The 23,758-nt window shown below is 48.0% G+C and carries 24 protein-coding genes; 21 read left to right on the forward strand and 3 right to left on the reverse strand.

Annotation, left to right across the window (positions count from 1 at the left end):
- Window positions 1–108: 108 nt before the first annotated feature.
- The 5 genes from JQX58_RS08700 to JQX58_RS08720 are packed head-to-tail and all read left to right on the forward strand — an operon-like array spanning window position 109 to window position 4,010.
- Complete coding sequence (locus tag JQX58_RS08700) at window positions 109–687, forward strand: hypothetical protein (protein WP_204146444.1); 579 nt, start codon at window positions 109–111, stop codon at window positions 685–687.
- Between the two features lie 4 nt (window positions 688–691).
- Entirely contained in the window at window positions 692–1,624 is a 933-nt protein-coding gene (locus tag JQX58_RS08705; RefSeq protein ID WP_204146445.1) for a 3-oxoacyl-ACP synthase III family protein, read from the forward strand.
- Between the two features lie 45 nt (window positions 1,625–1,669).
- The gene (locus JQX58_RS08710) at window positions 1,670–1,906 is read left to right on the forward strand and encodes an acyl carrier protein (protein WP_204146446.1); all 237 of its coding nucleotides are present in this window, start codon (window positions 1,670–1,672) and stop codon (window positions 1,904–1,906) included.
- Window positions 1,907–1,917: 11 nt separating this feature from the next.
- Window positions 1,918–2,715, forward strand: coding sequence for an AAC(3) family N-acetyltransferase (locus JQX58_RS08715; protein ID WP_204146447.1), 798 nt, complete (start codon window positions 1,918–1,920; stop codon window positions 2,713–2,715).
- The gene (locus tag JQX58_RS08720) at window positions 2,712–4,010 is read left to right on the forward strand and encodes a DUF4910 domain-containing protein (protein WP_204146448.1); all 1,299 of its coding nucleotides are present in this window, start codon (window positions 2,712–2,714) and stop codon (window positions 4,008–4,010) included. Before JQX58_RS08715 ends, JQX58_RS08720 begins: the two co-directional genes overlap by 4 nt.
- Here the strand turns inward: JQX58_RS08720 and JQX58_RS08725 are convergent.
- On the reverse strand, window positions 4,007–4,564 hold the full coding sequence (locus tag JQX58_RS08725; RefSeq protein ID WP_204146449.1) for a DNA-3-methyladenine glycosylase I: 558 nt from the start codon (window positions 4,562–4,564) through the stop codon (window positions 4,007–4,009). The two genes, JQX58_RS08720 and JQX58_RS08725, sit on opposite strands and share 4 nt — an antisense overlap.
- 58 nt (window positions 4,565–4,622) lie before the next feature.
- Here JQX58_RS08725 and JQX58_RS08730 point away from each other — a divergent pair, with 58 nt between their 5' ends.
- The 6 genes from JQX58_RS08730 to parE all read left to right on the forward strand — a co-directional run bounded on the left by JQX58_RS08730 (window position 4,623) and on the right by parE (window position 10,084).
- Complete coding sequence (locus tag JQX58_RS08730; protein WP_204146450.1) at window positions 4,623–5,420, forward strand: energy-coupling factor ABC transporter permease; 798 nt, start codon at window positions 4,623–4,625, stop codon at window positions 5,418–5,420.
- Window positions 5,417–6,043 carry an NUDIX domain-containing protein gene (locus tag JQX58_RS08735; protein WP_204146451.1) on the forward strand — a complete coding sequence of 209 codons (627 nt, stop codon included), beginning with the start codon at window positions 5,417–5,419 and terminating at the stop codon, window positions 6,041–6,043. The genes JQX58_RS08730 and JQX58_RS08735 overlap by 4 nt, the downstream gene beginning before the upstream one ends.
- 33 nt (window positions 6,044–6,076) lie before the next feature.
- Window positions 6,077–7,000, forward strand: a complete 924-nt coding sequence (locus JQX58_RS08740) for an acetyltransferase (RefSeq protein WP_204146452.1) — start codon at window positions 6,077–6,079, stop codon at window positions 6,998–7,000.
- A 25-nt stretch (window positions 7,001–7,025) separates the two neighbouring features.
- Window positions 7,026–7,478, forward strand: a complete 453-nt coding sequence (locus JQX58_RS08745; RefSeq protein ID WP_204146453.1) for a DUF1249 domain-containing protein — start codon at window positions 7,026–7,028, stop codon at window positions 7,476–7,478.
- A gap of 15 nt (window positions 7,479–7,493) precedes the next feature.
- A complete protein-coding gene (locus tag JQX58_RS08750; RefSeq protein ID WP_204146454.1) occupies window positions 7,494–8,084 on the forward strand; it encodes a YqiA/YcfP family alpha/beta fold hydrolase in 591 nt (196 codons plus the stop codon).
- Window positions 8,085–8,185: 101 nt separating this feature from the next.
- Window positions 8,186–10,084 (forward strand): DNA topoisomerase IV subunit B, encoded by a 1,899-nt coding sequence (gene parE / locus JQX58_RS08755; protein WP_204146455.1) that lies wholly within the window; start codon window positions 8,186–8,188, stop codon window positions 10,082–10,084.
- 62 nt (window positions 10,085–10,146) lie between these two features.
- Here parE and JQX58_RS08760 read toward each other — a convergent pair whose 3' ends face one another.
- Window positions 10,147–10,338, reverse strand: a complete 192-nt coding sequence (locus tag JQX58_RS08760; RefSeq protein ID WP_204146456.1) for a DUF3012 domain-containing protein — start codon at window positions 10,336–10,338, stop codon at window positions 10,147–10,149.
- Window positions 10,339–10,548: 210 nt separating this feature from the next.
- On the opposite strand from JQX58_RS08760, the gene JQX58_RS08765 reads away from it, so the two are divergent.
- Window positions 10,549–11,226: a YiaD family glycine zipper/OmpA-like lipoprotein gene (locus JQX58_RS08765; protein ID WP_204146457.1), complete on the forward strand. Its 678-nt coding sequence runs from the start codon at window positions 10,549–10,551 to the stop codon at window positions 11,224–11,226.
- A gap of 155 nt (window positions 11,227–11,381) precedes the next feature.
- Complete coding sequence (locus JQX58_RS08770) at window positions 11,382–11,987, forward strand: UPF0149 family protein (RefSeq protein WP_204146458.1); 606 nt, start codon at window positions 11,382–11,384, stop codon at window positions 11,985–11,987.
- An 83-nt stretch (window positions 11,988–12,070) separates the two neighbouring features.
- On the opposite strand, the gene JQX58_RS08775 is transcribed toward JQX58_RS08770, so the two are convergent.
- Window positions 12,071–13,267, reverse strand: a complete 1,197-nt coding sequence (locus JQX58_RS08775) for an amino acid aminotransferase (protein WP_204146459.1) — start codon at window positions 13,265–13,267, stop codon at window positions 12,071–12,073.
- Between the two features lie 162 nt (window positions 13,268–13,429).
- Here JQX58_RS08775 and JQX58_RS08780 point away from each other — a divergent pair, with 162 nt between their 5' ends.
- The 8 genes from JQX58_RS08780 to csy3 all read left to right on the forward strand — a co-directional run bounded on the left by JQX58_RS08780 (window position 13,430) and on the right by csy3 (window position 23,749).
- The gene (locus JQX58_RS08780) at window positions 13,430–14,605 is read left to right on the forward strand and encodes a methyltransferase (protein WP_204146460.1); all 1,176 of its coding nucleotides are present in this window, start codon (window positions 13,430–13,432) and stop codon (window positions 14,603–14,605) included.
- A 212-nt stretch (window positions 14,606–14,817) separates the two neighbouring features.
- Window positions 14,818–15,012: an entry exclusion lipoprotein TrbK gene (trbK, locus tag JQX58_RS08785; protein ID WP_204146461.1), complete on the forward strand. Its 195-nt coding sequence runs from the start codon at window positions 14,818–14,820 to the stop codon at window positions 15,010–15,012.
- A 95-nt stretch (window positions 15,013–15,107) separates the two neighbouring features.
- Window positions 15,108–15,959, forward strand: a complete 852-nt coding sequence (locus JQX58_RS08790; RefSeq protein ID WP_204146462.1) for a BrxR family transcriptional regulator — start codon at window positions 15,108–15,110, stop codon at window positions 15,957–15,959.
- Window positions 15,960–16,073: 114 nt separating this feature from the next.
- Complete coding sequence (cas1f, locus tag JQX58_RS08795) at window positions 16,074–17,042, forward strand: type I-F CRISPR-associated endonuclease Cas1f (RefSeq protein ID WP_204146463.1); 969 nt, start codon at window positions 16,074–16,076, stop codon at window positions 17,040–17,042.
- 1 nt (window position 17,043) lies between these two features.
- Window positions 17,044–20,391 carry a type I-F CRISPR-associated helicase Cas3f gene (gene cas3f / locus JQX58_RS08800; protein WP_204146464.1) on the forward strand — a complete coding sequence of 1,116 codons (3,348 nt, stop codon included), beginning with the start codon at window positions 17,044–17,046 and terminating at the stop codon, window positions 20,389–20,391.
- A gap of 14 nt (window positions 20,392–20,405) precedes the next feature.
- Window positions 20,406–21,752: a type I-F CRISPR-associated protein Csy1 gene (gene csy1 / locus JQX58_RS08805; protein WP_204146465.1), complete on the forward strand. Its 1,347-nt coding sequence runs from the start codon at window positions 20,406–20,408 to the stop codon at window positions 21,750–21,752.
- Window positions 21,745–22,728: a type I-F CRISPR-associated protein Csy2 gene (csy2, locus tag JQX58_RS08810; RefSeq protein ID WP_204146466.1), complete on the forward strand. Its 984-nt coding sequence runs from the start codon at window positions 21,745–21,747 to the stop codon at window positions 22,726–22,728. Before csy1 ends, csy2 begins: the two co-directional genes overlap by 8 nt.
- Window position 22,729: 1 nt before the next feature.
- Window positions 22,730–23,749: a type I-F CRISPR-associated protein Csy3 gene (gene csy3, locus JQX58_RS08815; protein WP_204146467.1), complete on the forward strand. Its 1,020-nt coding sequence runs from the start codon at window positions 22,730–22,732 to the stop codon at window positions 23,747–23,749.
- Window positions 23,750–23,758: the final 9 nt, after the last annotated feature.

Here is a 23,758-nt window from a genome sequence, read left to right on the forward strand (position 1 = left end):
GAAGACTCGATTGCATTGCTTTTAGTGTATAGTCAAAAATATAGTAGCATTTTTCGAGCGCGAGTCGATGACTACGGTCGTTGAGTAAGCCAACACTAAGGAGAAGTGGTGTTTCAATTCAAAGGTCATCGGCAATATATACACGGCACTGATTTTTATCAGCACACTCTCAACGCTGCGCAAGCACAACGTGAAGACGTGGTATTTATTCGTAGTATGGCATTTCGCAGCTATGCCGAGTTTCAATGCGAATTTTCCTTAACACCACCGACGCAAGACGCGACCATTCCCTGTAGTGGTAAATTAGCGCTAGCCGATGGCAGTACGATTCCATTTTGGTGGCAAGAAACAAACGATGCTGTGACGTCACGCTATGAATACGATGAGCAGGCTGTAGTGCAAGGTTTTCAAATTACGGACCAAAGTATTCGTTTGGCCACACCGCACTTGCAGTATTACAGCTTGATAGAAACCATTGTTGCATTGACCAAATGCTTGCATTACGCGTTAGACAGTGAAGTCGATGGGAAATGGGTGTTCGCTCAGCTCAACTTAGATCAAGCGCTGCCGATAACCACTGAAGACATTGAAATCAGCGTACAAAACTGGATCCCAAAACGCTTTTCAGTGAGTGATATCCATTGTGCTGGCGTAAAAGTCGGTAAAATACGATTTATAGTGGGGTAGTCCTATGACCATCGGTATTAAAGCGATCGCAAGTTATGTGCCTGAGCAGACCATTGATAACGTGGCTCAAGCCCGAGCATTCGGCGAGCCTGACTCATTTGTCACAGAAAAGTTAGGCGCCAAAGTTCTACCGCGTATGGCAGCAGAAGAAGATACCTCTGATTTGTGTGTCAAAGCCGTGCACGCGTTACAAGCTAAAGCGCCTGACCTTGATCTAGATGCCATTCAAGCTTTGGTAGTGGTCACACAAAACGGCGATGGCAATCAACTGCCCCATACGGCCGCCGTCGTCCAGCGAAAACTGGATCTTCCTACCCATATCGCAGCGTTTGATTTATCTCTAGGGTGCTCAGGGTACATCTACGGTTTATATGCTGTTAAAGGCTTTTTAGACGCGTCTGGGCTCACTAACGCTTTGCTGATTACGGCGGATCCTTACTCGAAGATTATTGATCCTAGCGACCGCGTTACTTCTCTTCTATTTGGTGATGCTGCCACTGTGACTTGGTTAGGCGAGCAGCCAGAATACCATCTAGGCAAGGTTCAATATGGCACTGATGGCACTGGTGAGACGTTTTTGCAAGTACAAGATGGCACCTTGCATATGCACGGTCGACAAGTATTTAACTTTGCCGCTACCAAAGTGGCGCCACATATCAAATCGACGATTGAGCAAGCTGGACTTAACGAAGATCAAGTAGATCGCATTATTGTCCATCAAGGCAGTTTGGCAATTGTAGATGCGATTGCCCGCCGATTTAAACATAAAGAACGCTTTGTCCGAGATATCGAGCAAACGGGTAATACGGTGTCTTCATCGATCCCATTATTGCTGGAAAAATACATTCTGGATCAAGGTGCCCAAGATCAGCATATCGCCTTAAGTGGTTTTGGTGTTGGTTTTTCTTGGGCCAGTGCAGTGCTGCATCGTGCCTGATACACTGTTTCTAATCCCTATTTACCCTCATAGAAGGAATTAAACATGATTAAAGCCAATGACTTATGGAGCCTTATGGCTCAAGCGGATATCGATGTCGAAGCCAGTGAAGCCAACACAGAAAAAACGTTTTCAGAACTAGGGTTAGACAGCTTAGATGTATTTAACTTCTTTGTTGAGGTCGATACCGAATACGGTGTAGTGGTCGCGGATGATGAATTTGAAGCTTTAAATACGCTAGAGAAAGTGGCACAACGTATCAACCAGTCAAGTGCAGCCTAAATTACCTCGCCATGATTGATTATACCAAAGAAGACTTAATCAATGCCTACCGTGCGCTCGGCGTAAGCGAAGGGCGCACGGTTTATATCACCGGCAACCTAGGGCGTTTGGGGCGTTATGAACACAAGGCGAAGTCCGCTTTATTAGCAGATCATCTTGATGCCATTCAGCAGCTGATTGGTGCGACCGGCACGTTGGTCGTGCCGACTCATAGCTTTCAGATGGTGCAATCTGAGACAGCATTTGATCCTCAGCGCACTCCAAGTGAGACAGGGCCTTTTACGCAATATGTTCTTGAGCAGCCTGGCGCGGTGCGACAATTCCATCCGTTTTCGTCATCCACTGCGCTTGGTGCGCAGGCGCAAGCGATTTGTGGTGGTGGCACACGCCATGTATACGGCCCAGGCTCGCCCTTCGCGCAAATGATTGAGCACGATGCTTTGTTTATTTCGCTTGGTAAAGAAGCGACTCATACGATCAGTATTGTGCACCATTTAGAGTTTACTCATGGCGTTCCCTATCGCTACGTAAAAGAGTTTCTTAAAGCCGTTGTGCGGGATGCTAAGCCTGCCGTTGAGCCTTTTTATTTGCATGTGCTGTATCGTGATATGGATGTGCAGCGCGATCGTAATCGAAAGATAATGGCTTCTTTCCAACAGCGCCATAAGCTGCATTCGGTCCCCCTAGGACGCTCGATAGCAGAGTCGTTTAGTATGCAAAACTTCTATGAGCATGTGCATCATTTGATGCTTGAAGATCCCTATATCTGGTTAACGACCCCTCCACAGACAAGGCCTTACCAAACGTGACATTATTTTTAGATCCTGAGCAGCTGGCTCAAACCATGTATCAATGGGCACAAGAGTTGTATCCCATTCCTCGTAGCTTAACGGGGCAAGGGGTACGAGATACTCTGGCCTACTTACAAGATAAGCTGCCAGGTCTTACGGTACATTCAGTGGCCACCGGGACCAAAGTGTTTGATTGGGAAGTGCCGAATGAGTGGAATATTCGCTCAGCGTGGATCGAACATGAGTCAGGTGAGCGCATTGTCGACTTTCATGACAACAACCTGCACGTTTTAGGTTATTCAGAGCCAGTAGATCGGATGATGTCTCTTGAGGAGTTACAGGCGCATTTGTACTCCTTGCCTGAGCAGCCTGATGCTATCCCCTATGTCACCTCTTATTACAAAAGGCGCTGGGGTTTTTGCTTAACCCAGCAACAGCGAGACGCACTGCCTGCAGGAAACTTTCGGGTGCACATCGACTCAGACTTAGCGCCTGGAGTGCTTAACTATGGTGAGCTACTAATACCCGGAGAGACTGAGCAAGAAGTCATGCTCTCAACCTATGTTTGCCACCCGTCAATGGCCAACAACGAAGTCTCTGGGCCAGTGGTGGCTACTGCATTAGCACAACATATTTTAGCGCTGCCTAAGCGCCGTTTTAGTTATCGTATTTTATTTTTACCTGAGACCATTGGTTCGATCACTTACCTTTCGAAGCACTTGGATACACTAAAACAGCGCCTGCAAGCGGGCTTTATTGTTACTTGCGTCGGCGACGAGCGTGATCATTCGTATGTGCCTAGTCGACATGGACATACCTTGGCAGATCAGCTTGCTAAACATACCTTAAAGCATACTTATCCTGATTACAGTGCTTATACGTGGCTTGATCGGGGCAGTGATGAACGTCAGTTTTGTGCGCCAGGCGTGGATTTGCCCGTGTGCTCGATGATGCGCAGTAAATACGGCGAGTACCCCGAGTATCATACATCCTTGGATGATATGGATCTGATCAGTCCAAATGGTTTATACGGAGGGTATCTAGTCATTAAGCGGGCGTTGGATATCTTAGAGGCGAATTACAAACCGAAAATGAAAGTGTTGTGTGAGCCACAGCTTGGCAAGCGCGGCCTGTATCCGACGGTGTCATCAAAAGATCATGCCACAGGAGTGCGTAGCATGATGAACTTCATCAGTTACTGTGATGGCAGTGTTTCATTGTTAGATATTGCAGAACTGATTAATGTGCCAGCATGGGATCTGATCCCGATTATGCATCGATTAGCGCAAGAAGATTTGATCGAATACTGCTAAGGTTTCACCACACACCCAACCAGGTGATCATCCACTACGCCAACCGCTTGTAGGTAGGCGTAACAAATGGTGGGGCCAAAAAACTTAAAACCACGGCGTTTCATATCTTTAGAAATCCGTTCGGCCAGTGGTGTCACAGCGGGCACCTCGGCCAAGCTTTGTGGTTGATTGACGATCACTTGATGGTCCACAAAGCTCCATAAATACTCAGCAAACGAGCCAAATTCTTGGGCGGTGCGTAAGAAGCTTTGTGCATTGGTAACGGTCGCGGCGATTTTGCCTCGGTGGCGCACGATGCGGCTATCTTGTGACAGTCTATCTATATCTTCGGCCGTCATCGCGGCAACTTTAGTCGGGTCGAATTGGTGAAATGCTTGGCGATAGCCTTCACGTTTGCGCAATATCGTGATCCAGCTTAATCCTGCCTGCGCGCTTTCCAGTACAATAAACTCAAATAAGGTCTGGTCATCGGTGACCGGTTTGCCCCATTCATTGTCGTGGTAAGCGATGTATTCAGGGCTGCTTAAGCACCAGTCACAGCGTCGTGAGTCCATGGTTTTATTCACCTTTTTGTATTGCTAAAACTTTATTACCAAATGCTAGGGAGTGCAAATGAACTTCGCTAACAATATGTTTATAAACGGTTTTGCTTGGTTTTTTTGGCCTCTGATGCTGTTGTTACTAGGGCTTGCTGTACGCTATGCCCCGTGGCGCACCTTGCTATCTGATGCGCCGCTGCAGCACCGTTGGCTTGGTTTCACCTTAGGTCTAATCGTCGTTTGGCAGCTCAGCATCGATCTAAACCTTGGTGTGGTGGTGCATTTTATCGGTATGAGTACCTTTGCCTTGGTATTTGGTTGGCCGCTGGCGCTGATTTCTGGTGTGTTAGCGCAGACGATAGACGTGCTGTTGGCGCCGCAATACGCTTCTATGTTGGCGTTTAACGCACTGCTAAATGTCGCCGTGCCGGTGTTGGGTGTTTGGTGGTTGCATCAAAGGGTTGAGCGCCTTCAGCCGAGTAATCCGTTTGTATTTATTATGGGAGTAGGTTTTTTTGGTACGGTTCTCACCACTACGCTAGCAAGTCTATTGGCATTTGCTTTAGTAGCGGCGTTTGGACAGGGAGCGCTGGATATGGAAATCGGCGAATACCTAGGCTATTTGCCGATTTTTATCTTCCCTGAAGCGGTGATCAACGGCATGGTCATTAGCGCCCTGAGCATCTTGCATCCGCACTTGGTGCAAGCGTTTGACGAGGAGCGCTACTTCAAGCACGATAAACATCAGATGATCTTAGACGAACACATAGACCCCGCCCTCGATCTTGAGCAAAGCGAAGCGCCTGAAGAGAGTGACGATAGTCGCTACCGCCCGCCCAAAGAGTGGTATGAAAAGGACGATGACAAGTGAAATTTAAGCCGACTTACCAGCACAGTGATGTAGAGATTCGAAAAGACGAAGTGGTTTACGACGGCTTCTTTAAAATGAATAAACGTGAATTGCGCCATCGTAAGTTCAACGGTGAATGGTCGGAGTTTATGACCCGCGAAATGATGGTGCGTTCGGATGCGATTTGTGTGCTCTTGTTTGACCCTAAGCTTGATAAGTTATTGATGATTGAGCAATTTCGCCCTTGTTTGCCAGAGCACGAATCGCCTTGGTTGTTAGAAGTGGTCGCCGGCATGGTCGAAAAAGGCGAGTCTGACGAAGATGTAGCACGCCGCGAGTCACTAGAAGAGGCGGGGGTCGAGGTGCAGCGTCTAGAGTACATGTTCCGCTTTGTGCCATCGCCCGGTGGTTTGGTAGAACACTTGCGCATGTACGCAGGTGAAATCGATGCCAGCCAAGTCAATCTAGATAAAACACAAGGTTTAGACGAAGAGCACGAAGACATCAAATTGCATCTATTTGACAGTGACGATGTGCTGCCTTTGTTGGAGCAAGAGATCGTCAATGCCAGTGCCATCATGGCGTTGCAATGGTTTGCGCTAAATCGTGATAAACTCAAGCAAAAGTGGTTAGACGGTAACTAAACAGTGTTAACGAAACTCTTACCTTGGACATGGATGCAGCCCTTTATTGGGCTGCTTTCATTTTTATTCGTCAGTAGCAATATTTTGCTGTGTGGTATCGCCATTCACTTAGTGGCGCTCGTGCAGTGGCTGTGGCGCAAGCCAAATGCTTGGGCGCGGCCATGGTACGATCGTTGTTATCAAGCTTGGGTCAGCGGTTGTACGTTTTGGTTCACGGTCATGCTCGATACACGCTGGCAGTTAGATGACTGGCAACCGCCGACAAACCAGCAATGGCATCTGGTGATTGCCAATCATCGCTCTTGGGTTGATGTGTTTATTTTATTGGCGCAGCTGAACGGGCGTGTGCCGATGCCACGTATTTTTATGAAAGATACCTTGTTTTGGCTGCCATTGGTTGGCACGGCGACTAAACTTATGGGCTTTCCACAGGTCAAACGTTATAGCAAAGCGGTGTTGGCCAAGCGCCCTGAGTTAGCCCAAGTGGATCGTCAGACGACCGCTAAAGCCTGTGCGCCGCTACTGGCCGCACCCAGCTCGGTGCTAAGTTTTGCCGAAGGCACCCGCTTTAGCGCGCGAAAGCATGCAGACCAAGCCTCACCCTATCAGCAACTTTTAAGGCCGAAGGCGGGCGGTGTTTGGATGGTGCTCAACGCTATGCCGCAACGATTTGACACCATCACAGACGTCAACATCGCATATTTTGGGGAAGCCCCGTCCTATTGGGATCTGCTGTGTGGTCGGGCCATCCGCGCATATGTTAAGGTGCGCGACATTGATATCCCCGCCCCTGTGCGCCAATTACAGGGAGAGCAAGATAAGAGCGCCTTTTTTGATTGGTTCAATGCCTACTGGCAGGACAAAGATAGGCACCTAGTAGCGGATTTGGGAAAGTGTTCTAAGCTTGAAATGAGCCAAAAAGACACCATTAAGAAGGGAAAAGGTTTACAAAGTTAACTAACTTGAATGATGAGAAGTATCCATGCAGAAGTCTTATATCCCAAATTTAGCCGAGCTTCAGATGCTAGGGGAGTTGAATTATCGACGCCTTGGCAAGCTTGTGCGTGGGTATGAGGAAGAGAGCGCTTGGCACTTCACTATTCATACTAATGGCCAACAAAGCCGCTTATCTTTGGAGCTAACCGAAGAGACGCGCTTTACTGCGCAGCTGACCCTGACCTTTTCGCCTGAGATTGCCATCAAATTGCCGTTTAGCAGTGATTTAATCATGACAGTGCGCTTATACCACGACGTGGGGATCGCCGAGATCACCGATGGTCATCGTCATTACCAAGGGGTTTACCCGTACCCGAATGATGACATGCACCATCGCGATGAAAAATTCCGCTTAAACCAACAGCTGGCAGATCTTCTAGAGCTGTGCTTGAAGCACGGCCATCGCATGTACGATTTGCCGGATTTTCAGTTGGCCTAACCAAGGTGTCGATGCATGCCCTTTATTATTTATATTCACGGCTTTAACAGCTCAGAACTGTCACACAAATCTCAACTGGTTAAGCAGCGCATGCAAGCGCTGGGGCTGGGTGAGCAATTTGCCTGCCCACGTCTACCTTGGCAGCCCCAAGCTGCGATCGACCAGCTTAGCGAACAGATCGAAGACTTACAGATGGAAGGTTACGAAGTGACTTTAGTCGGCAGTTCTTTGGGAGGCTTCTACGCCAGCTTTCTATCGGACAAATTTGGCCTTAAAGCCGTGTTAGTGAACCCAGCTGTCGAAGCGCCTGTGCTACTGCGCGACTATTTGGGCGAACAAACCAACCCTTACACCCAAGAAACCTACGTGCTCGAAGAAGCGCATATGCAAGAGCTTGAAGACCTGCAAACTTGGCAACCGCGCCCAGAAAATATCTGGCTAATGGTGCAAGAGGGTGATGAAGTCTTAGATTATCAAGCGGCCCTTAATGCCTACCCGCATGTGGCACACAAAACCCACGAGCCTAATGGCGACCATAGCTTTGTTGGCTTTGAGCGTCATGTGGACGACATCTTGCGTTTTGCTGGTTTCACTGACGTAGCGTAAGGCTTTACGCTGTCAAGGTTTGCCAGCGTGCACAACCCGTTATAGACTCTTACCACTTTGCTTTTTGGCGGATGAACCGCCCTTGAATTTTGGAAGTACCCATGTCTGCAAAAGAATATAATGCTGGATCCATTGAAGTTCTCAGCGGGCTAGAGCCTGTACAAAAACGCCCAGGGATGTACACGGAAACCACTCGCCCAAACCACCTTGCGCAAGAAGTCATCGACAACTCGGTAGACGAAGCGATCGCCGGTCACGCGGACCGCATCACAGTCACGCTATACAAAGATAACTCGCTCAGTGTGGAAGATAATGGCCGCGGCATGCCGGTGGACATTCACCCTGAAGAAGGCGTGTCTGGGGTCGAGCTGATTTTGACCAAGCTGCACGCGGGCGGTAAGTTCTCGGGCGAAAACTATCAGTTCTCGGGTGGTTTGCACGGTGTGGGCGTCAGCGTCGTAAACGCCTTATCCACCTCACTGGAAGTGTGGGTCAAGCGTAACGGCACTCAGTACCACATTGGTTTTGCCGATGGTCATAAAGTCTCCGAGTTAGCGGAAGTGGGTACGGTCGGTAAGAAAAATACCGGCACCATGGTGAAGTTTTCGGCGGACCCAAAATACTTCGACAGTGGTAAGTACTCACTATCTCGTCTTAAACACCTTCTTAAAGCCAAAGCGGTATTATGCCCAGGCCTGCATGTGGTGTTTGTCGACCAAAGTGGCGCCAGCGAAGAGCGTGAAGAATGGTACTACGAAGACGGTCTAAAAGACTATCTGATGAAAGCCAACGAAGGCTTTGTGTTGCTGCCCGAAGAGCCCTTTATCGGTGGTGCGGTTGAGCCCACACAAGGTGTCGATTGGGCGGTACAGTGGCTACCAGAAGGCGGTGAGCTGATCACCGAAAGCTATGTCAACTTGATCCCGACGGCCCAAGGCGGTACCCACGTCAACGGTCTGCGTACCGGACTTTTAGAGGGTATCCGTGAGTTCTGTGAATTCCACAACCTGCTGCCGCGTGGCGTCAAGCTGACCGCAGAAGACGTCTGGGATCGTTGTAGTTATGTGTTGTCAGCCAAGCTGCAAGAACCGCAATTCTCAGGGCAAACCAAAGAGCGCTTGTCATCGCGCCAGATCGTAGCGTTTATCTCTGCGACGGTAAAAGATGCGTTTAGCTTGTGGCTTAACAAGCACGTAGAAGACGGCACCAAGATCGCCGAACTGATCATCTCCAGTGCGCAAAAGCGCCTGCGTGCCAGTAAAAAAGTCGTACGTAAAAAGGTCACCCAAGGCCCGGCTCTGCCAGGTAAATTAGCCGACTGTGCGGGTCAAGATGGCCGCACCAGTGAGCTTTTCTTAGTGGAAGGTGATTCGGCGGGTGGCTCTGCCAAACAAGCCCGTGATAAAGACTTCCAAGCCATCATGCCGCTGCGCGGTAAGATCCTCAACTCATGGGAAGTGGACTCGAGCCAAGTGCTGGGTTCGCAAGAGATTCACGATATCTCTGTGGCCCTTGGGGTAGATCCGATGGACGAAGACATCTCTGGGCTGCGCTACGGCAAAGTCTGTATCCTGGCCGATGCTGACTCCGATGGTCTGCACATCGCGACCTTGCTGTGTGCATTGTTTGTGAAGCACTTCCCAACCTTGGTCAAGAATGGTCACGTTTTTGTGGCGATGCCGCCTTTGTACCGTATCGATATGGGCAAAGAAGTGCACTATGCCTTGGATGACGAGGAAAAAGACATCATCCTGCACAAGCTTGAAGCGGAAAACAAACGTGGCACGCCAAACGTACAGCGCTTTAAAGGCTTGGGTGAAATGAACCCAGCGCAATTGCGTGAGACGACCATGGCGCCAGACACACGTCGCCTGATTCAGTTAACCATGGAAGATCCATTGGATACCGGTGAAGTGCTGGACAAGCTGTTGTCGAAAAAGCGTGCCAGTGATCGTAAGAATTGGCTCGAAACCTACGGCAACCTAGCGATCGTGGATTAACTTTGCTGCTAGCGCCAGTAAAAGCCGCCTTTAAGGCGGCTTTTTACGTTGTGAGCGGAGGCTTATTCTGCTCGGGTAATCAAGCAGCTGCGCGTGAATTCAGACACTTCATTAGCGGTCCATTCGCCAGTTGGTTTATCTTTCATATCATCACACCATTCTGGTGTGCCGACCTCTGGGCTACAGCCTTGTAGCAGCAATACGCCCGTCATGGCGACCACTAAAGTGGTGGCTTTTACACATAGTTGTTTCATAAAACCGTTAATCCAACATCAATACTTTTGATTTATCCAAGGCGTAGTCTAAAGCAAACCTGTGCAGCAAAATGTCAACGTAATGCCAGCAAATGGAAATGCTAAGTAAATAGTTTGTGAAGCTGGACTCTTGCCATGCATTGGCCTTTATACTGTAAAGACTGCTACATTCTAATTATCAAACGAATAGCTTAATTAAGGATTATTGAGATGAAACTAAAAAGCACTATCGCCATCGTATCTATCGCTGCTGTTCTAGCAGGTTGTCAGTCTATGCAGCGTCAAAATGCGACCACTGGCGAAACTGAAACCAACTCAACGTCTAAAGGCGCGATCGTTGGTGCTGTGTCAGGTGTGTTAGTGGGCCTTGCAACAGGTGACAACGCTAAAGAGCGTCGTAACCGTGCTCTAGCGGGCGCTGTGGCTGGCGGTGCAGTCGGTGCTGGCGTGGGTAACTACTTCGACCGTCAAGAAGCTGAGCTACGTGAAGAGCTACGTAACTCTGGTGTGCAAGTGCGCCGTGTAGGTCAAGATCAGCTTGAGCTAGTGATGGAAAATGGCATTGGTTTTGCGACTGATTCATCAAACCTTTCATCATCAATCTTCCCTACGCTTAATGGCGTTGCCAAAATCTTGGTTGAATACCCAGACACCGTCTTGATGATCACAGGTCACACAGACAGCACAGGTAGCGAAGAGTACAACCAAGACTTGTCTCTTAAGCGTGCCGACTCAGTACGTTCTTACTTGATCGGCCAAAACGTTGCCAGCAACCGTCTGTCTACTATGGGTGCCGGCGAAAGCCAGCCAATCTGTGACAACGGCACTAGCTCAGGTCGTCAATGTAACCGTCGTGTAGAAATCAACATCTACCCAAAAGGTAACTAATAGACCTTGGAAGCATGGCCGCTCGGCCGTGCTTCTTCCTTTATCCTTCATGGCTTACTCTTCAAAGTGCCGAGTCGTACGCCAAATTCCTACCTGATAAATCCCGCAAAAGCGATTACACTTAGAGTCTCTAACCCGACATGTAGAGATGTATTATGCAAGACGAAGCTTTGCCAGTTGAGGCGATGTACGAGCGCCTAGATTACTATTTGCAGAACTATGGCTCAGAGCGTTCCATCATGACAGTGTCTGAGCTGGATGGATTTGTCACCGCGATCGGGTGTAGTAAAGATGTACTCTCGCCAGACGATTGGTTCCCTGCGATTTGGGGCGTGAAAGAAGACCAACCTAATTGGCCAGTGAAAGACGAAGAAGACGAATTTTATGGCTTGGTCATGCTGCTACACTTAGAAGCGGTAGACGGCCTGATCAATGGTAATCTGAATCCTTTGTACCTAGAGCATGACGACGACAAAGGTCATGTGACTGTGATCGTAGAAGATTGGTGCGCGGGCTTTTTACGTGGCGCAAGACTGACCGGTCTTAGCCGCTGTGCTGAGCGCGAGTTTATCGACGAGGTCATGGCCGGCGTACGTCTATTTGGTTCACCGCGTGGTTGGGAAAAGCTTGATGCCATGAGCGATGCAGAGCGCCAATTTTGGCGTGAAACGCTCGAGCCTTCCGTGACTCGCTTGGCGCAATATAACCACCCCGAAATCCAGACCAATGATGATCCAAGTGCGGCTCCAGTGCTGCATTAAGTCTACTAAATGCCCATAAAAGCCAAACGCTAGACAAAAAAAGAGCCTCAGATGAGGCTCTTTTTAGTTATACAGTAGCAAGATTAGCCGACAACTTTAGCGATCGATTCACATAGGTAATCGATATTGTCATCACTGATACCCGCCACACTCATGCGACCTGTGTCTGCGATGTAGATCGAGTATTCAGAGCGCAATGTGCGTACTTGCTCAAGGGTTAGGCCTGAGTAAGAGAACATACCACGTTGCTTTTCGATGAAGCTGAAGTCTTTGCTCACACCCGAAGTGGCTAGCTTTTGTACCAGTTTAGTGCGCAAGTTGTTGATGCGACTACGCATTTCAGTCACTTCTTGCTCCCAAAGCGCGTGCAGCTCAGGGTTGTTCATAATGGTGTATACCACTGTCGCACCGTGCGCTGGCGGCATAGAGTAGTTAGCGCGGATCGCTTGACCAATAATCGAAAACGCATTGGTTGCTTCTTCTGCTGTCTCAGCAATTACGCTTAGACCACCACAACGATCACGGTAAATACCGAAGTTTTTCGAGAACGAGTTAGCAATCAACATGCTTGATACGCGTTCAGCCATGTAGCGCAGGCCAGCCATATCTTCGTCTAAGCCATCACCAAAACCTTGGTAAGCGGCATCTACAAGCGGCAATACGCCACGCTGATTTACGAAATCTGTCAGTGCGTGCCAGTGTTCAATTTTAAGGTCAACGCCGGTTGGGTTATGACAGCAAGCGTGCAGCAATAGCACATCGCCTTGCTTCATTTCAGCGTCTAAAAACGCCATCATATCGTCAAAGCGTACATCGTTAGTTTGTGGATCGTAGTAAGGGTATTCCACCACTTCAACGCCCGCAGAGTTAAAGATCGACGTATGGTTGCCCCAAGTCGGATCACTGACAAACAAACGCGCGCCATCAAGGTTAGCACTGATGAAATCGGCCGCGACTTTCAGCGCGCCAGTACCACCAGGTGTTTGTGTCGACGCGATGCGACCTTGTTTAATGATGTCGCTGTCTTTGCCCAGCAAAAGATTTTGGATCAAAGGTGCGAAATCCGCGGCACCGTAAACACCCAGATAAGCCTTGGTTTCCTCGTTTTCAACCATCAGAGCTTCGGCTTTTTTGACCGACTCAAGAATAGGTGTACGGCCAAGATCATCTTTATAGACACCGACACCCAAATCGATTTTTTTAGGATTTGGATCTTGTTGGTGAGCAACAATCAGGGCTAACAAAGGATCGCCAGGAACGGCCTTAAGGTGTTTGAACATATCTGAAATTTCCTTAGAGCGGGAGCAAGAATTGCCTTGCGTAATAAACAAAAGGTCCCTTATTCTGCGCTTTTGACGCTAAAATACAATTCGCGTAAGCGCCAATAAATGCGAACTTTTGCCAAACTGTACAAAAATCTGAACACCTAGCGGCTGCCCTCTATGACTTCTTCTTTTGCCCAAGCCTTTTTACAGCATGATCACTGGCTGACTCAGCATCGACCGTTGTGGGATGTGCAAAGTTTTCACCACCTTGATTGGCCATGGCAGGAGACTTATCCGGCTTTGTGTCAGTGGCTCAGTGAGCAAACCGAGGTGCCAAGCGCGACCGAGGTGGAAGCCGCTTTAGCTCGCCTTGTGCCAGAGTATGGTGAGCGACCCGCATGGCCGTTTGCCGCCACGGAAAATCCTATATCAAAAGCTGCACCACCCAGTTACTTCGAGCAAGGTATAAAAGGGCGCAAATGGCAGCAAATCCTTGCTTTAAGTGATGCCATTGAGCTGATCTCGCCGACCGTTGAGTGGTGTGCCGGCAAAGGGCATTTGGGCAAAGTGTTGGCGTTTCAGCATGAGACTCAAGTGCACAGCCTAGAATGGCAACCAAGCTTATGTGAGGCTGGCACAGCTGAGGCTAAGCGTTTGCAGGTTGCCCAAACTTTTACTCATGCCGATGTGCTCAAGGGCGAAGGGCAAGCGGCACTTGAGCACGCCAACAGCGCCGTGGCGCTGCATGCTTGTGGTGACTTGCATCGGGTGCTGTTGGAGCAGGGCGTGGCGGCAGCGCTTAAGCGCATCGCCATTTCTCCCTGTTGTTATCACTTAACGCAAGACGCGCACTATCGCCCGCTGTCTATTCAAGGGCAGCGCGCCACCACACGACTGAGCAAAGACAATCTGAAGCTCGCCGTCAAAGAAGTCGCCACCGCTGGCCTGCGCGAGCAACGCCTCAAACAGCTCGAACTCAGTTATCGTCTAGGCTTTGATAGCTGGCAGCGTGACGTGACCGGTGTCAATCAATATCTTGCTGTGCCATCTTGCCCTAAAGCTTTATTACAAGAGGGCTTTTTCGCGTTTTGCCATTGGGCCGCTGAGCAAAAATCACTGCCAAAGCCGACCGACGCGGCATTACTGAGCGGCTACGAAACAATCGGCCAGCAGCGCAGTCAGCATGTCGCCATGATCGAAAGTATCACACAACATTTTCGTCAAGCGCTCGAGCGTTGGCTGGTGCTCGATCGTGCTCTATACCTCGAAGAAAACGGCTACCAAGTTAGCATCCGTGAGTTCTGCCCCGTCACACTCACGCCGCGCAACCTATTAATCTATGCGTATCAATAACTTCCTATGTAGATGGCTTCAGTTTCTTGTTAAGAGTCACGATATTTATGTAAGCAATATGCAAGAAAAACAGATGAAAACCATTTTCATTTGTTGATTTTATGCAATGAAACCTACAATATAGATCCATAACGCTTTTAACTGCTTTACTTTGTCGATATCGTGTAAAGCGAAACATTTATGAAGCATCATTCAACTAAGGAAGTGAGTGTATGAAACTTAAATACTTTGCCGGTCTGCTAACCATCGCACTTTTCACTGTTGTCACAGGCTGCTCTGATGGCGCCAATGAAGTCAGCGCCGAAAATTGTAACCCTGACAACCTACGTCAAATGAGTGACGAAAAAGCCATGTGGGATCTTTCTGGCCGCTGCATGCGTGAAGGGGCTTACAAGCTTAACTCTTAAGCTCGCTCGCGCATTTTATCGCGCACCAATATTGCTCACACAGTCGTAATTCTTTACGCTCTAGCTTCACCTAGCGCCTAGGAAGGATGTAGAGCATGGACGTAAAACAATGGGGCACCCCGCACCCTAATTGGTTGATAGAACTACTATTGTACTGGGAAGGGCACATCAACTCCCGTGCCCTCACCGAACGCTTCGCCGTTACCCGCCAAACCGCCAGTAAATGGATCAAAGCCTATCATGCCGAGGCAGATTTACCGGTCGATTACCAAGCGTCCAAAAAAGCCTATCATGCGCCTATTTTCCATACGCCGTACTACATCTCAGGCGCTATTGATGAATATCTAGACTGGCGTAAGCTGGGGTTGTTTCCCAATCGTAGCCACGATACACAAGTCTCTGAAACCCAAAGTGTCACGCGTATTGTGATGCCGCGCCGCTTTGTCGCACCAGAAATCATGCGTCCACTGATCCAAGCCTTGGATAGCAACGCAGCGGCCGATGCTAATTATCTCTCTATCAGTGGTAGTGCTGCTCAAGAACGTATCCTGTACCCACATACCTTTGTCAAAGCCGCCAATCGCTGGCATGTGCGCGCTTACTGTGAACACGCGCAAGGCTTTCGTGACTTTGTCTTAAGCCGCTTTATCAGTGTGGATTTTGACGGCACACCTGCCACGTACACAGCAAAAGACGATCAAGCTTGGAACACACCGGTAGAGATTATCCTCGAGCCGGATCAACGTCTTACCGCACAACAAAAAGCCATCATCGAACACGACTACGGCATGCAAAATGGCCAGCTCGTCATCGCCACCACCGGCGCATTGGTCAAATACACCCTCGACGATCTACAGATCAAAACCAAAATGCTCGAAGTAAACCCACAAGCCCAACAACTGGTATGTGTTAACTACGCTGACATCAAAGCATGGCTTTATGACTAGATAGATTGCTGCAGAGCAAACACCTGTTAACTCAGTTAACGTGTGCAAATGTACAGGGTTGTGAAGGCTGAAAAAGTGATTAGAGTGAAGGGAAATGACTAAGGGATTTGAGTGATGGAGCAATTTTCACCAACGGATATGAAAACCATATTGCACTCTAAACGTGCCAATATGTACTACTTAGAATACTGTCGAGTATTGGTCAAAGACGGCCGAGTAGAATACGTCACCGATGAAGGCAAGCAGTCTTACTATTGGAATATTCCGATTGCCAATACCACTACGCTGTTACTCGGTAATGGCACGTCGATCACGCAAGCCGCTGTCAGGGAGCTGGCGAAAGCCGGCGTACTGATTGGCTTTTGTGGCGGCGGTGGCGCACCGCTGTTTTCCACTAATGAAGTGGACTTCGACGTATCTTTTTTTAGTCCTCAGAGTGAGTACCGTCCGGTAGGTTATTTGCAAAACTGGGTGTCGTTTTGGTTTGACGAAGCCAAGCGGCTGGATGCTGCCAAGCTTATCCAGAAATATCGTATCGAATTTACCAAAGCTCAATGGCTTAAAAATAAGCAGCTAAAAGAATCTGGATTAGCCATTAATGTAGCCGATCTTACTAAAGCACTAGAGCAGTTTGAGCTGCAGGTGGACGAAGCTAAAGACACGCAAACCTTAATGCTTAGTGAAGCGCGCTTAACTAAGGCGCTGTATAAAATCATTTGTAATGTGACTGGCTACAATGACTTTTCAAGGGTGAAGCAAGGCGCAGGGACGGATTTTGCAAATCGTTTTTTAGATCACGGCAATTATTTGGCCTACGGTCTGGGCGCTACCGCAACTTGGGTACTAGGGTTGCCTCATGGTTTATCTGTATTGCATGGTAAAACACGCCGTGGCGGTTTAGTGTTTGATGCGGCGGATCTAGTGAAAGATGCGGTTGTTCTCCCTCAGGCTTTCCTGAGTGCGATGAATGGCGATACAGAGCAAGACTTTCGCCAAGCCTGCATTGGGGCGGTGCGTCAGAGTGAAGCGCTCGATTTTATGATCGACAGTCTCAAAGCGATCAGTGAGGAGTGCAGCGCTTAATATGAATATCTTGCTGGTTTCTCAATGTTCCAAAAAAGCGTTACAGGAAACACGCCGTATCATTGATCAATTTGCTGAGCGCACGGGTGATCGCACTTGGCAGACGGCGATTACTGAGCAAGGCTTGGTAACTCTGCGTAAATTGCTTAAGAAAACCGCTCGCCGTAACACCTCCGTAGCCTGCCACTGGATACGTGGAAGTAATCGTACTGATTTGAAATGGATTGTGGGTAACCCGCGACGTTTTAACAGTGAAGGCACGGTTCCGACCAATGTAACAGGTCGAGATATTTTGCGTGCCAAAGATGAAAATGTCTGGCATACCGCAGAGGATATGCGTCTATTGGCCTGCATCGCGGCGCTATTTCATGATGTGGGTAAAGCCAACCAAGCCTTTCAGGATAAAATTAACCCTCGCAAGAAAACAGACATGTTTGAACCTTACCGACATGAGTGGGTATCCCTGCGTGTTTTTGAAGCCTTTGTTCAAACAGCTACAGCTGGTGTTGAGTCATCGCAGCAGGATTACGCTTGGTTAACTGCTTTAACTCAAATCGATGCTCATACTGATGGCCTTGTTCGAGAAGCACTTATCAAAGATGGGTTAGACAAAAGAGCCCGCTCGCCATTTAGAAATTTACCGCCAGTAGCGCAAACTGTCGCTTGGCTGATACTCAGTCACCACAAACTGCCAGAGCCTGATCAGGCTGACTCAAATTACTTGGTTCGTCCGCAGCGTATGCTTAGCTCCGTTAAAAGCCCTTGGAACTCACCGCAAAGCTCCAAAGATTGGAGTCGCGAAGAAATTGAAGCCGTTTGGGCATTTCCAAAAGGCACGCCATTTCGCAGCAAAGTGTGGCGTGAGCGTTTAGCCCGTGTCGGTGCGCAAGCACTCAAGCGCTCAAGCCTTCCCCAAGCTGAGTGGCTGTTTGATCCCTTTACACTACACCTTTCTCGCTTAAGCCTAATGCTGGCGGATCATTACTATTCAGGGCAAAACCGTGTAGGGCAAAAAAGCGCTTGGCACGATCCTGCGTGGGGCAAAACACAAAAAGACACTGTCTTTGCCAATACATGGCGCGAGCGAGGCAGTGCTGATAAAGGCAAATATAATCAAACCCTAGATGATCATTTGATCGGTGTGTACCACCATAGCCATCAAATGGTACGAAAATTGCCGTCCCTAAAAGAATCCTTACCAGTAATTACGCGGCATCCTGAGCTAAAGAAGCGTACTGCTAATAGCCGCTTTGCTTGGCAAAATAAAGCCTATGAGTTAGCGGTAAGTGTACGCGATACAGCGCGCCAACATGGCTTTTTTGGGGTAAATATGGCCTCTACTGGCATGGGTAAAACCTTTGCCAATGCGCGCATTATGTATGGGCTAGCAGACGAACGAAAAGGTTGTCGTTTTAGTGTGGCGCTGGGCTTAAGAACGTTAACTCTGCAAACGGGTGATGCTTTTAAAGAGTTATTAAAGCTCGATGAAGAAGATCTTGCCGTGATGATTGGCTCTAAAGCGGTGAAAGCGCTGCACGATGATCATCAAGCGAAAAAAGCGGATGTTTCAAATGAAACACAGGAGCGCGTACTGGGTTCCGAATCAGCCAATGAATTTGCCGATCAAGACTGCTATGTCAGTTACGAAGGTGCATTAGGAGACGGCTTCTTATCAAACTGGCTCAAAAGTTCTCCCAAGATCAATAAGCTCGTTAATGCACCAGTCTTGGTGAGTACGATTGACCATCTGATGCCTGCAACCGAAGGCAGTCGCGGCGGTAAGCAAATCGCGCCCATGCTACGTTTGTTAACCTCAGATTTGGTGTTGGATGAGCCGGATGATTTTGGTTTGGAAGATTTGCCTGCGCTGTGTCGTCTGGTGCATTGGGCAGGCTTGCTGGGAAGTCATGTTTTACTGTCCTCTGCGACCTTACCGCCGGATTTGATCGAAGCGTTGTTCGATGCTTACCAATCCGGACGAGCACAATATGAAAAAGCTGTCAGTGTTAATTCAAGCTCTACTACCAACATCGTTTGTGCTTGGTTTGATGAATTCAAAAGCTCTTCCATACAGGCGGCGCAACTGTCTGACTTCCGTGCTGAGCATAAGCGCGTGATAGCAAAACGCTGTGACAAACTTACCCAGCAAGCGGTACGTAGAAGAGTCGAGTTAGTAACGCTTGAACCTGTAGCAAAAACCGCGCTCATGGATGAAATCGCCACTAAAGTTCAACAAAGTATTTTAACGCTGCATCAGCACTATCATCATAACCACCCATCGAAGCGGGCTAAGGCGAGCTTTGGTTTGGTGCGTATAGCGAATATTAACCAGCTGGTTGCCATCGCCAAACAGCTTATGGCAATGCCAAGCCCTGATGGCGTGCAGATGCATTATTGTGTCTATCACAGTCAGTATCTGCTTTTGCAGCGTTCGGAGATTGAGCACATGCTCGATACCGTGCTAAACCGCAAAGACCCTAGGGCAATATGGCTGCAACCCAGTGTACGCGATGCCATAGATAAAGCACCTGAGAAGCAGCATATCTTTGTGGTGTTGGGCAGTCCAGTTACCGAAGTAGGGCGGGATCACTCCTATGACTGGGCGGTCGTGGAGCCATCATCGATTCGCTCATTGATACAGCTAGCAGGACGAGTATTGCGTCACGATCAAGTGACAATCGTAGAGAAGCCTAATATTCACCTACTCAACCAGAATTGGCGCGCATTGCGTGGTGATGAAATCAGCTACATGCGTCCTGGGTTTGAAAGCAAATCATTAATGTTGCAGTCACATTTACTGGAGCAGTGCCTTGAGCCAAGTGAATATCAAACCATTAATGCCTTACCTCGAATCCAAAAAGCGGCTGAGCTAAAACCAACGAAGCGCTTTGTAGACCTTGAGCATGCAGCCTTAGCCATGCAGCTGTGGGGCACCGATAAACATTCAGACGAAGCTTACGCTGGCCTTTGGTGGCAACAGCCTATGCATTGGACAAGCCATTTGCAAAAGCTCCTGCCGTTTCGTCGTCATACGCCTAGTGAAGATTATTGCTACTACATCGAAGAAGAGTTCGATGAACCATTGATGCATCGTTGGCATGATAACGGTGAATTAAAACTGGATGACAAGCAAAGCTTTCAGCGTAATGACAGTATCGCTTTAGCTCGAGGTGTAAGTGTTTGGGGTGGTGCGTTTGATTACAGTAAGCAAATCAACGAATTAGCGGAACGTTTAAACCTAACGCTTGCTGAAGCAACGATACAATTTGGTTCAGTGAACTTGCGTCGCGAAAGTGAAAAAGACGTCTGGCAGCAGAGCGAAATTTTCGGATTCTATAAAGTTATCTAAAGAAGGAAAAAGGGATGGAGCAGGAAGAAAAGAAAACACTCTCTGATAAAATCCTCGACTACATCAATAGTCGTAAAGAGGAAAAGATAGGTGAGTTCGATAACGCAACCCAAAAAGGTATGAACGCAGCTTTGCCGGAAGAGGTTCCAGCATACGAACAGAAGCGATATGAGTTAAGGGTTGAAAAAGTTGAAGGTTATAAGCCTGCTTTATGGCTATCGGATGCTGCCAAAAGAGCAAAGCAAATTGAGATGGCAACTCACGCTTTGAAGTACACTCACTCTGATGCGAGAGGAACCAGTGTTTTAGCTAACTTTGATGAAAATTATTCTCAATTTATAGGTACTCACAGCCTTGAGGCACCAGTGGTTGATATTGTTGGTAATGCGGCAGCTTTGGATGTGGGTAAGCTACTGATGCTACAAGATAGTTCAGGCAAGTTGCTTGTTCATTATATTCAACAAGATGATATGTCACCTTTTAAGCAGTTTGCTGAGACCGAGCAACAGTTGTCTGAATGGTTATCTGGGTTTAAGTTAGCACTAGAGACACGTGATCCAGCTTCACACAGATTAGCTAAGCAACTTTATTGGCCAGTAACTTCTTGTAGTTATCACCTTTTGTTACCGATTTTTTCGACATCTCTTGCTCATGAAATATATGAAAGAGTGAAGTATGCAAAATTTTCGGAAGAACAAAAAAATGCACGTGAGGCACGTCGTAATGAAAAAGTATCGGATATCAAAACTATTGAGTTTCCCGATATAGCCGTACAGGCATTTGGAGGCTCTAATCAACAAAACATCAGCCAATTAAACTCCACCCGTGGTGGTCGAGCCTATTTACTAAGTAGCGCTCCGCCAACATGGGAAAGTCAAGAGCAACCACCACTAAAAGTAAAATCCATCTTTAGCGGCCCATTTTCACGTAAGGTTTATCCGCAGATTTTAGGTTTGAAAAAGTTCCTCGTGGCGAAGCTACATGAGAGGAGTACTTGGGAGATTCGTAATGAGCGCGCCCAGCGTATTGACGATATTGTTGATCGTTTAATTGGCTATGCGGCGACTGTGCGCAGTTTTCCTGCTGGCTGGTCAAGCCATCCAGAATGTTACTTACCTGAGCATCAAAAACTTTGGCTAGATCCTAAGCGCTGTCAGCTAGACACTGAATTTGCCGAGGCATTTGATCTTAAAGAATGGCAAGGTCAAGTTGCCGAAGACTTCTCGCGTTTTCTAAATGCTGAGTTGGAACGCAACAGCGAGATTGCTACCGGCGATGTAGAGTTTAAGCAGTGGAAAGTACTAACCGCGCAAGAACTACGCCTAGTCAAAGACGACGTAGAAGGAGCCTTCTGTGGATAAGTTATTAGTGATTAAACACCTAGAAGTAGAAGGTGCAAATTCCATTGCAGGGTTGACTTGGGGCTTTCCTGCAATCACCAACTTCCTAGGCTTCACCCACGCACTACAGCGAAAAGTACACGAGAAAATTTCCTCATCCATATTATTGGAAGGTTGTGCAGTGATCTGTCACACCAGCCAACCGCAAACCTACAACAATAATATGAGTCGTGAGCACTACTTTGCTTTGACTCGTAACCCACTTGTGCTCAAAGGCAAAGAGGCTGTTACTGCGCCATTTAATGAAGAAGGCAAGATGCGCATGGATGTATCGTTGCTGATCGACATTAAAAGCACAGAAGAGGATGGTTATTTAGAGCCGGATGATTTGGAAGATTTACAAGAATTGATTCCAAATATTATCCCGACCATGCGATTAGCTGGAGGATCTATTTCCAGATTTGAGACCGCCGAAGTAGTGTTAGATGCTGGTACACAAAACCGTGATGATCACGCTCGTAAACGTTTCTTGCGTCAGTTTTTACCGGGCTTTGCTTTGGTCAGCCGACACAAAACTTTAGAGAAGCATATGGCAAGAACGGGACAGTCACCGCTGGATGCTTGGTTAGATTTTAGTACCCGTACAATGCACGCCGAAGCTCCAGAAAAAGAAGGCGACAAGGCGAAGTGGGAGGTTGATCGACCTGAATTCAGCGGCTGGTTAAAGCCGATCATGGTTGGTTATCAAAGTATCTCTGATCTGTATGAAGCAGGGCAAGTGGGCCATGTGCGCGATCGCGACGTGCCAGTACAGTTTGTTGAATCGATCTACTCGTTAGGGCAGTGGGTCAGCCCACACCGTATTACCAATATTGAGCACTTACTTTGGACGCAGAGCTACGAAGCAGAGCGTTCCCTTTACTTATGTAATAACCCGTTTGAACCCGATACATCTCATTTTTTAAACAACGAATTATCGAATACTGAGGAGCAATAGCATGGCAGCCGTAAAAACAGCATCTGTACTAGCATTTGAACGTAAATTGGCCAATTCGGACGGCCTGCTTCTAGCAGGTAACTGGTCTGATATTGACAGTAATTCTAAATGGCAACCGATCGCACTGCAGGAAAAGGCCGTGCGTGGCACCATCTCTAATCGCCAGAAAAATGCCGTCTTAAATGACCCTGCAAAGCTTGATCAAGAAGTGAATAAGGCCAATCTACAAAAAGTCGATACCGCTGCACTTCCTTTTGATTGCGATACCTTGAAGGTTGTATTCAGTTTGCGTGTACTAGGTGATCTAGCAACGCCTTCTGCCTGTAACAGCCCTGATTATCAAGAGGTGCTAAGCAACACCATCAAGTCTTATATCTCTGAGCAGTCGTTTGCCACGCTAGCGCACCGTTATGCATCCAACTTAGCCAATGGCCGCTTCTTATGGCGCAACCGTGTGGGCGCAGAAGATATCAAAGTACGTATTACCCAAGTCACAAAGGAAGGTGAAACCGCGTGGACATTTGATGGTTATGATTTATCACTGCGTGATTTTGATTATCAAAGTAATGACCTTAAAGCTTTGGCCTCAGCTATTGAGCAAGGTTTAGCAAGTGATCAGTTTACTTACCTAAAAGTCGAAGCCTTTGTGAAGCTAGGTGAAGGCCAAGAAGTTTTTCCATCCCAAGAGCTAGTACTAGATCCTGAAAAAGATAATAGCAAGAATCAAAATCGTAAGAGTAAAGTGCTTTATGATATAGATGGAACCGCCGCGTTGCACTCACAAAAAATCGGCAATGCTATTCGTACTGTGGATACTTGGTATCAAGGTGCTGACGAAGTGGGTCCGATTTCAGCCGAACCTTTTGGCTCTGTGACCAGTCGTGGTAAGGCCTACCGCAGCAACAAAGATGATTTCTACACACTGTTCGATAAGTGGATGGAAAAAGGCCAGGCTCCAGCGCTTGATCAGCAACATTATGTGATTGCCAACCTCATTCGTGGCGGTGTGTTTGGCAAGTAAATCGGAGTA

This window comes from Marinomonas ostreistagni, from assembly GCF_016888445.1.
Lineage (GTDB): Bacteria > Pseudomonadota > Gammaproteobacteria > Pseudomonadales > Marinomonadaceae > Marinomonas > Marinomonas ostreistagni.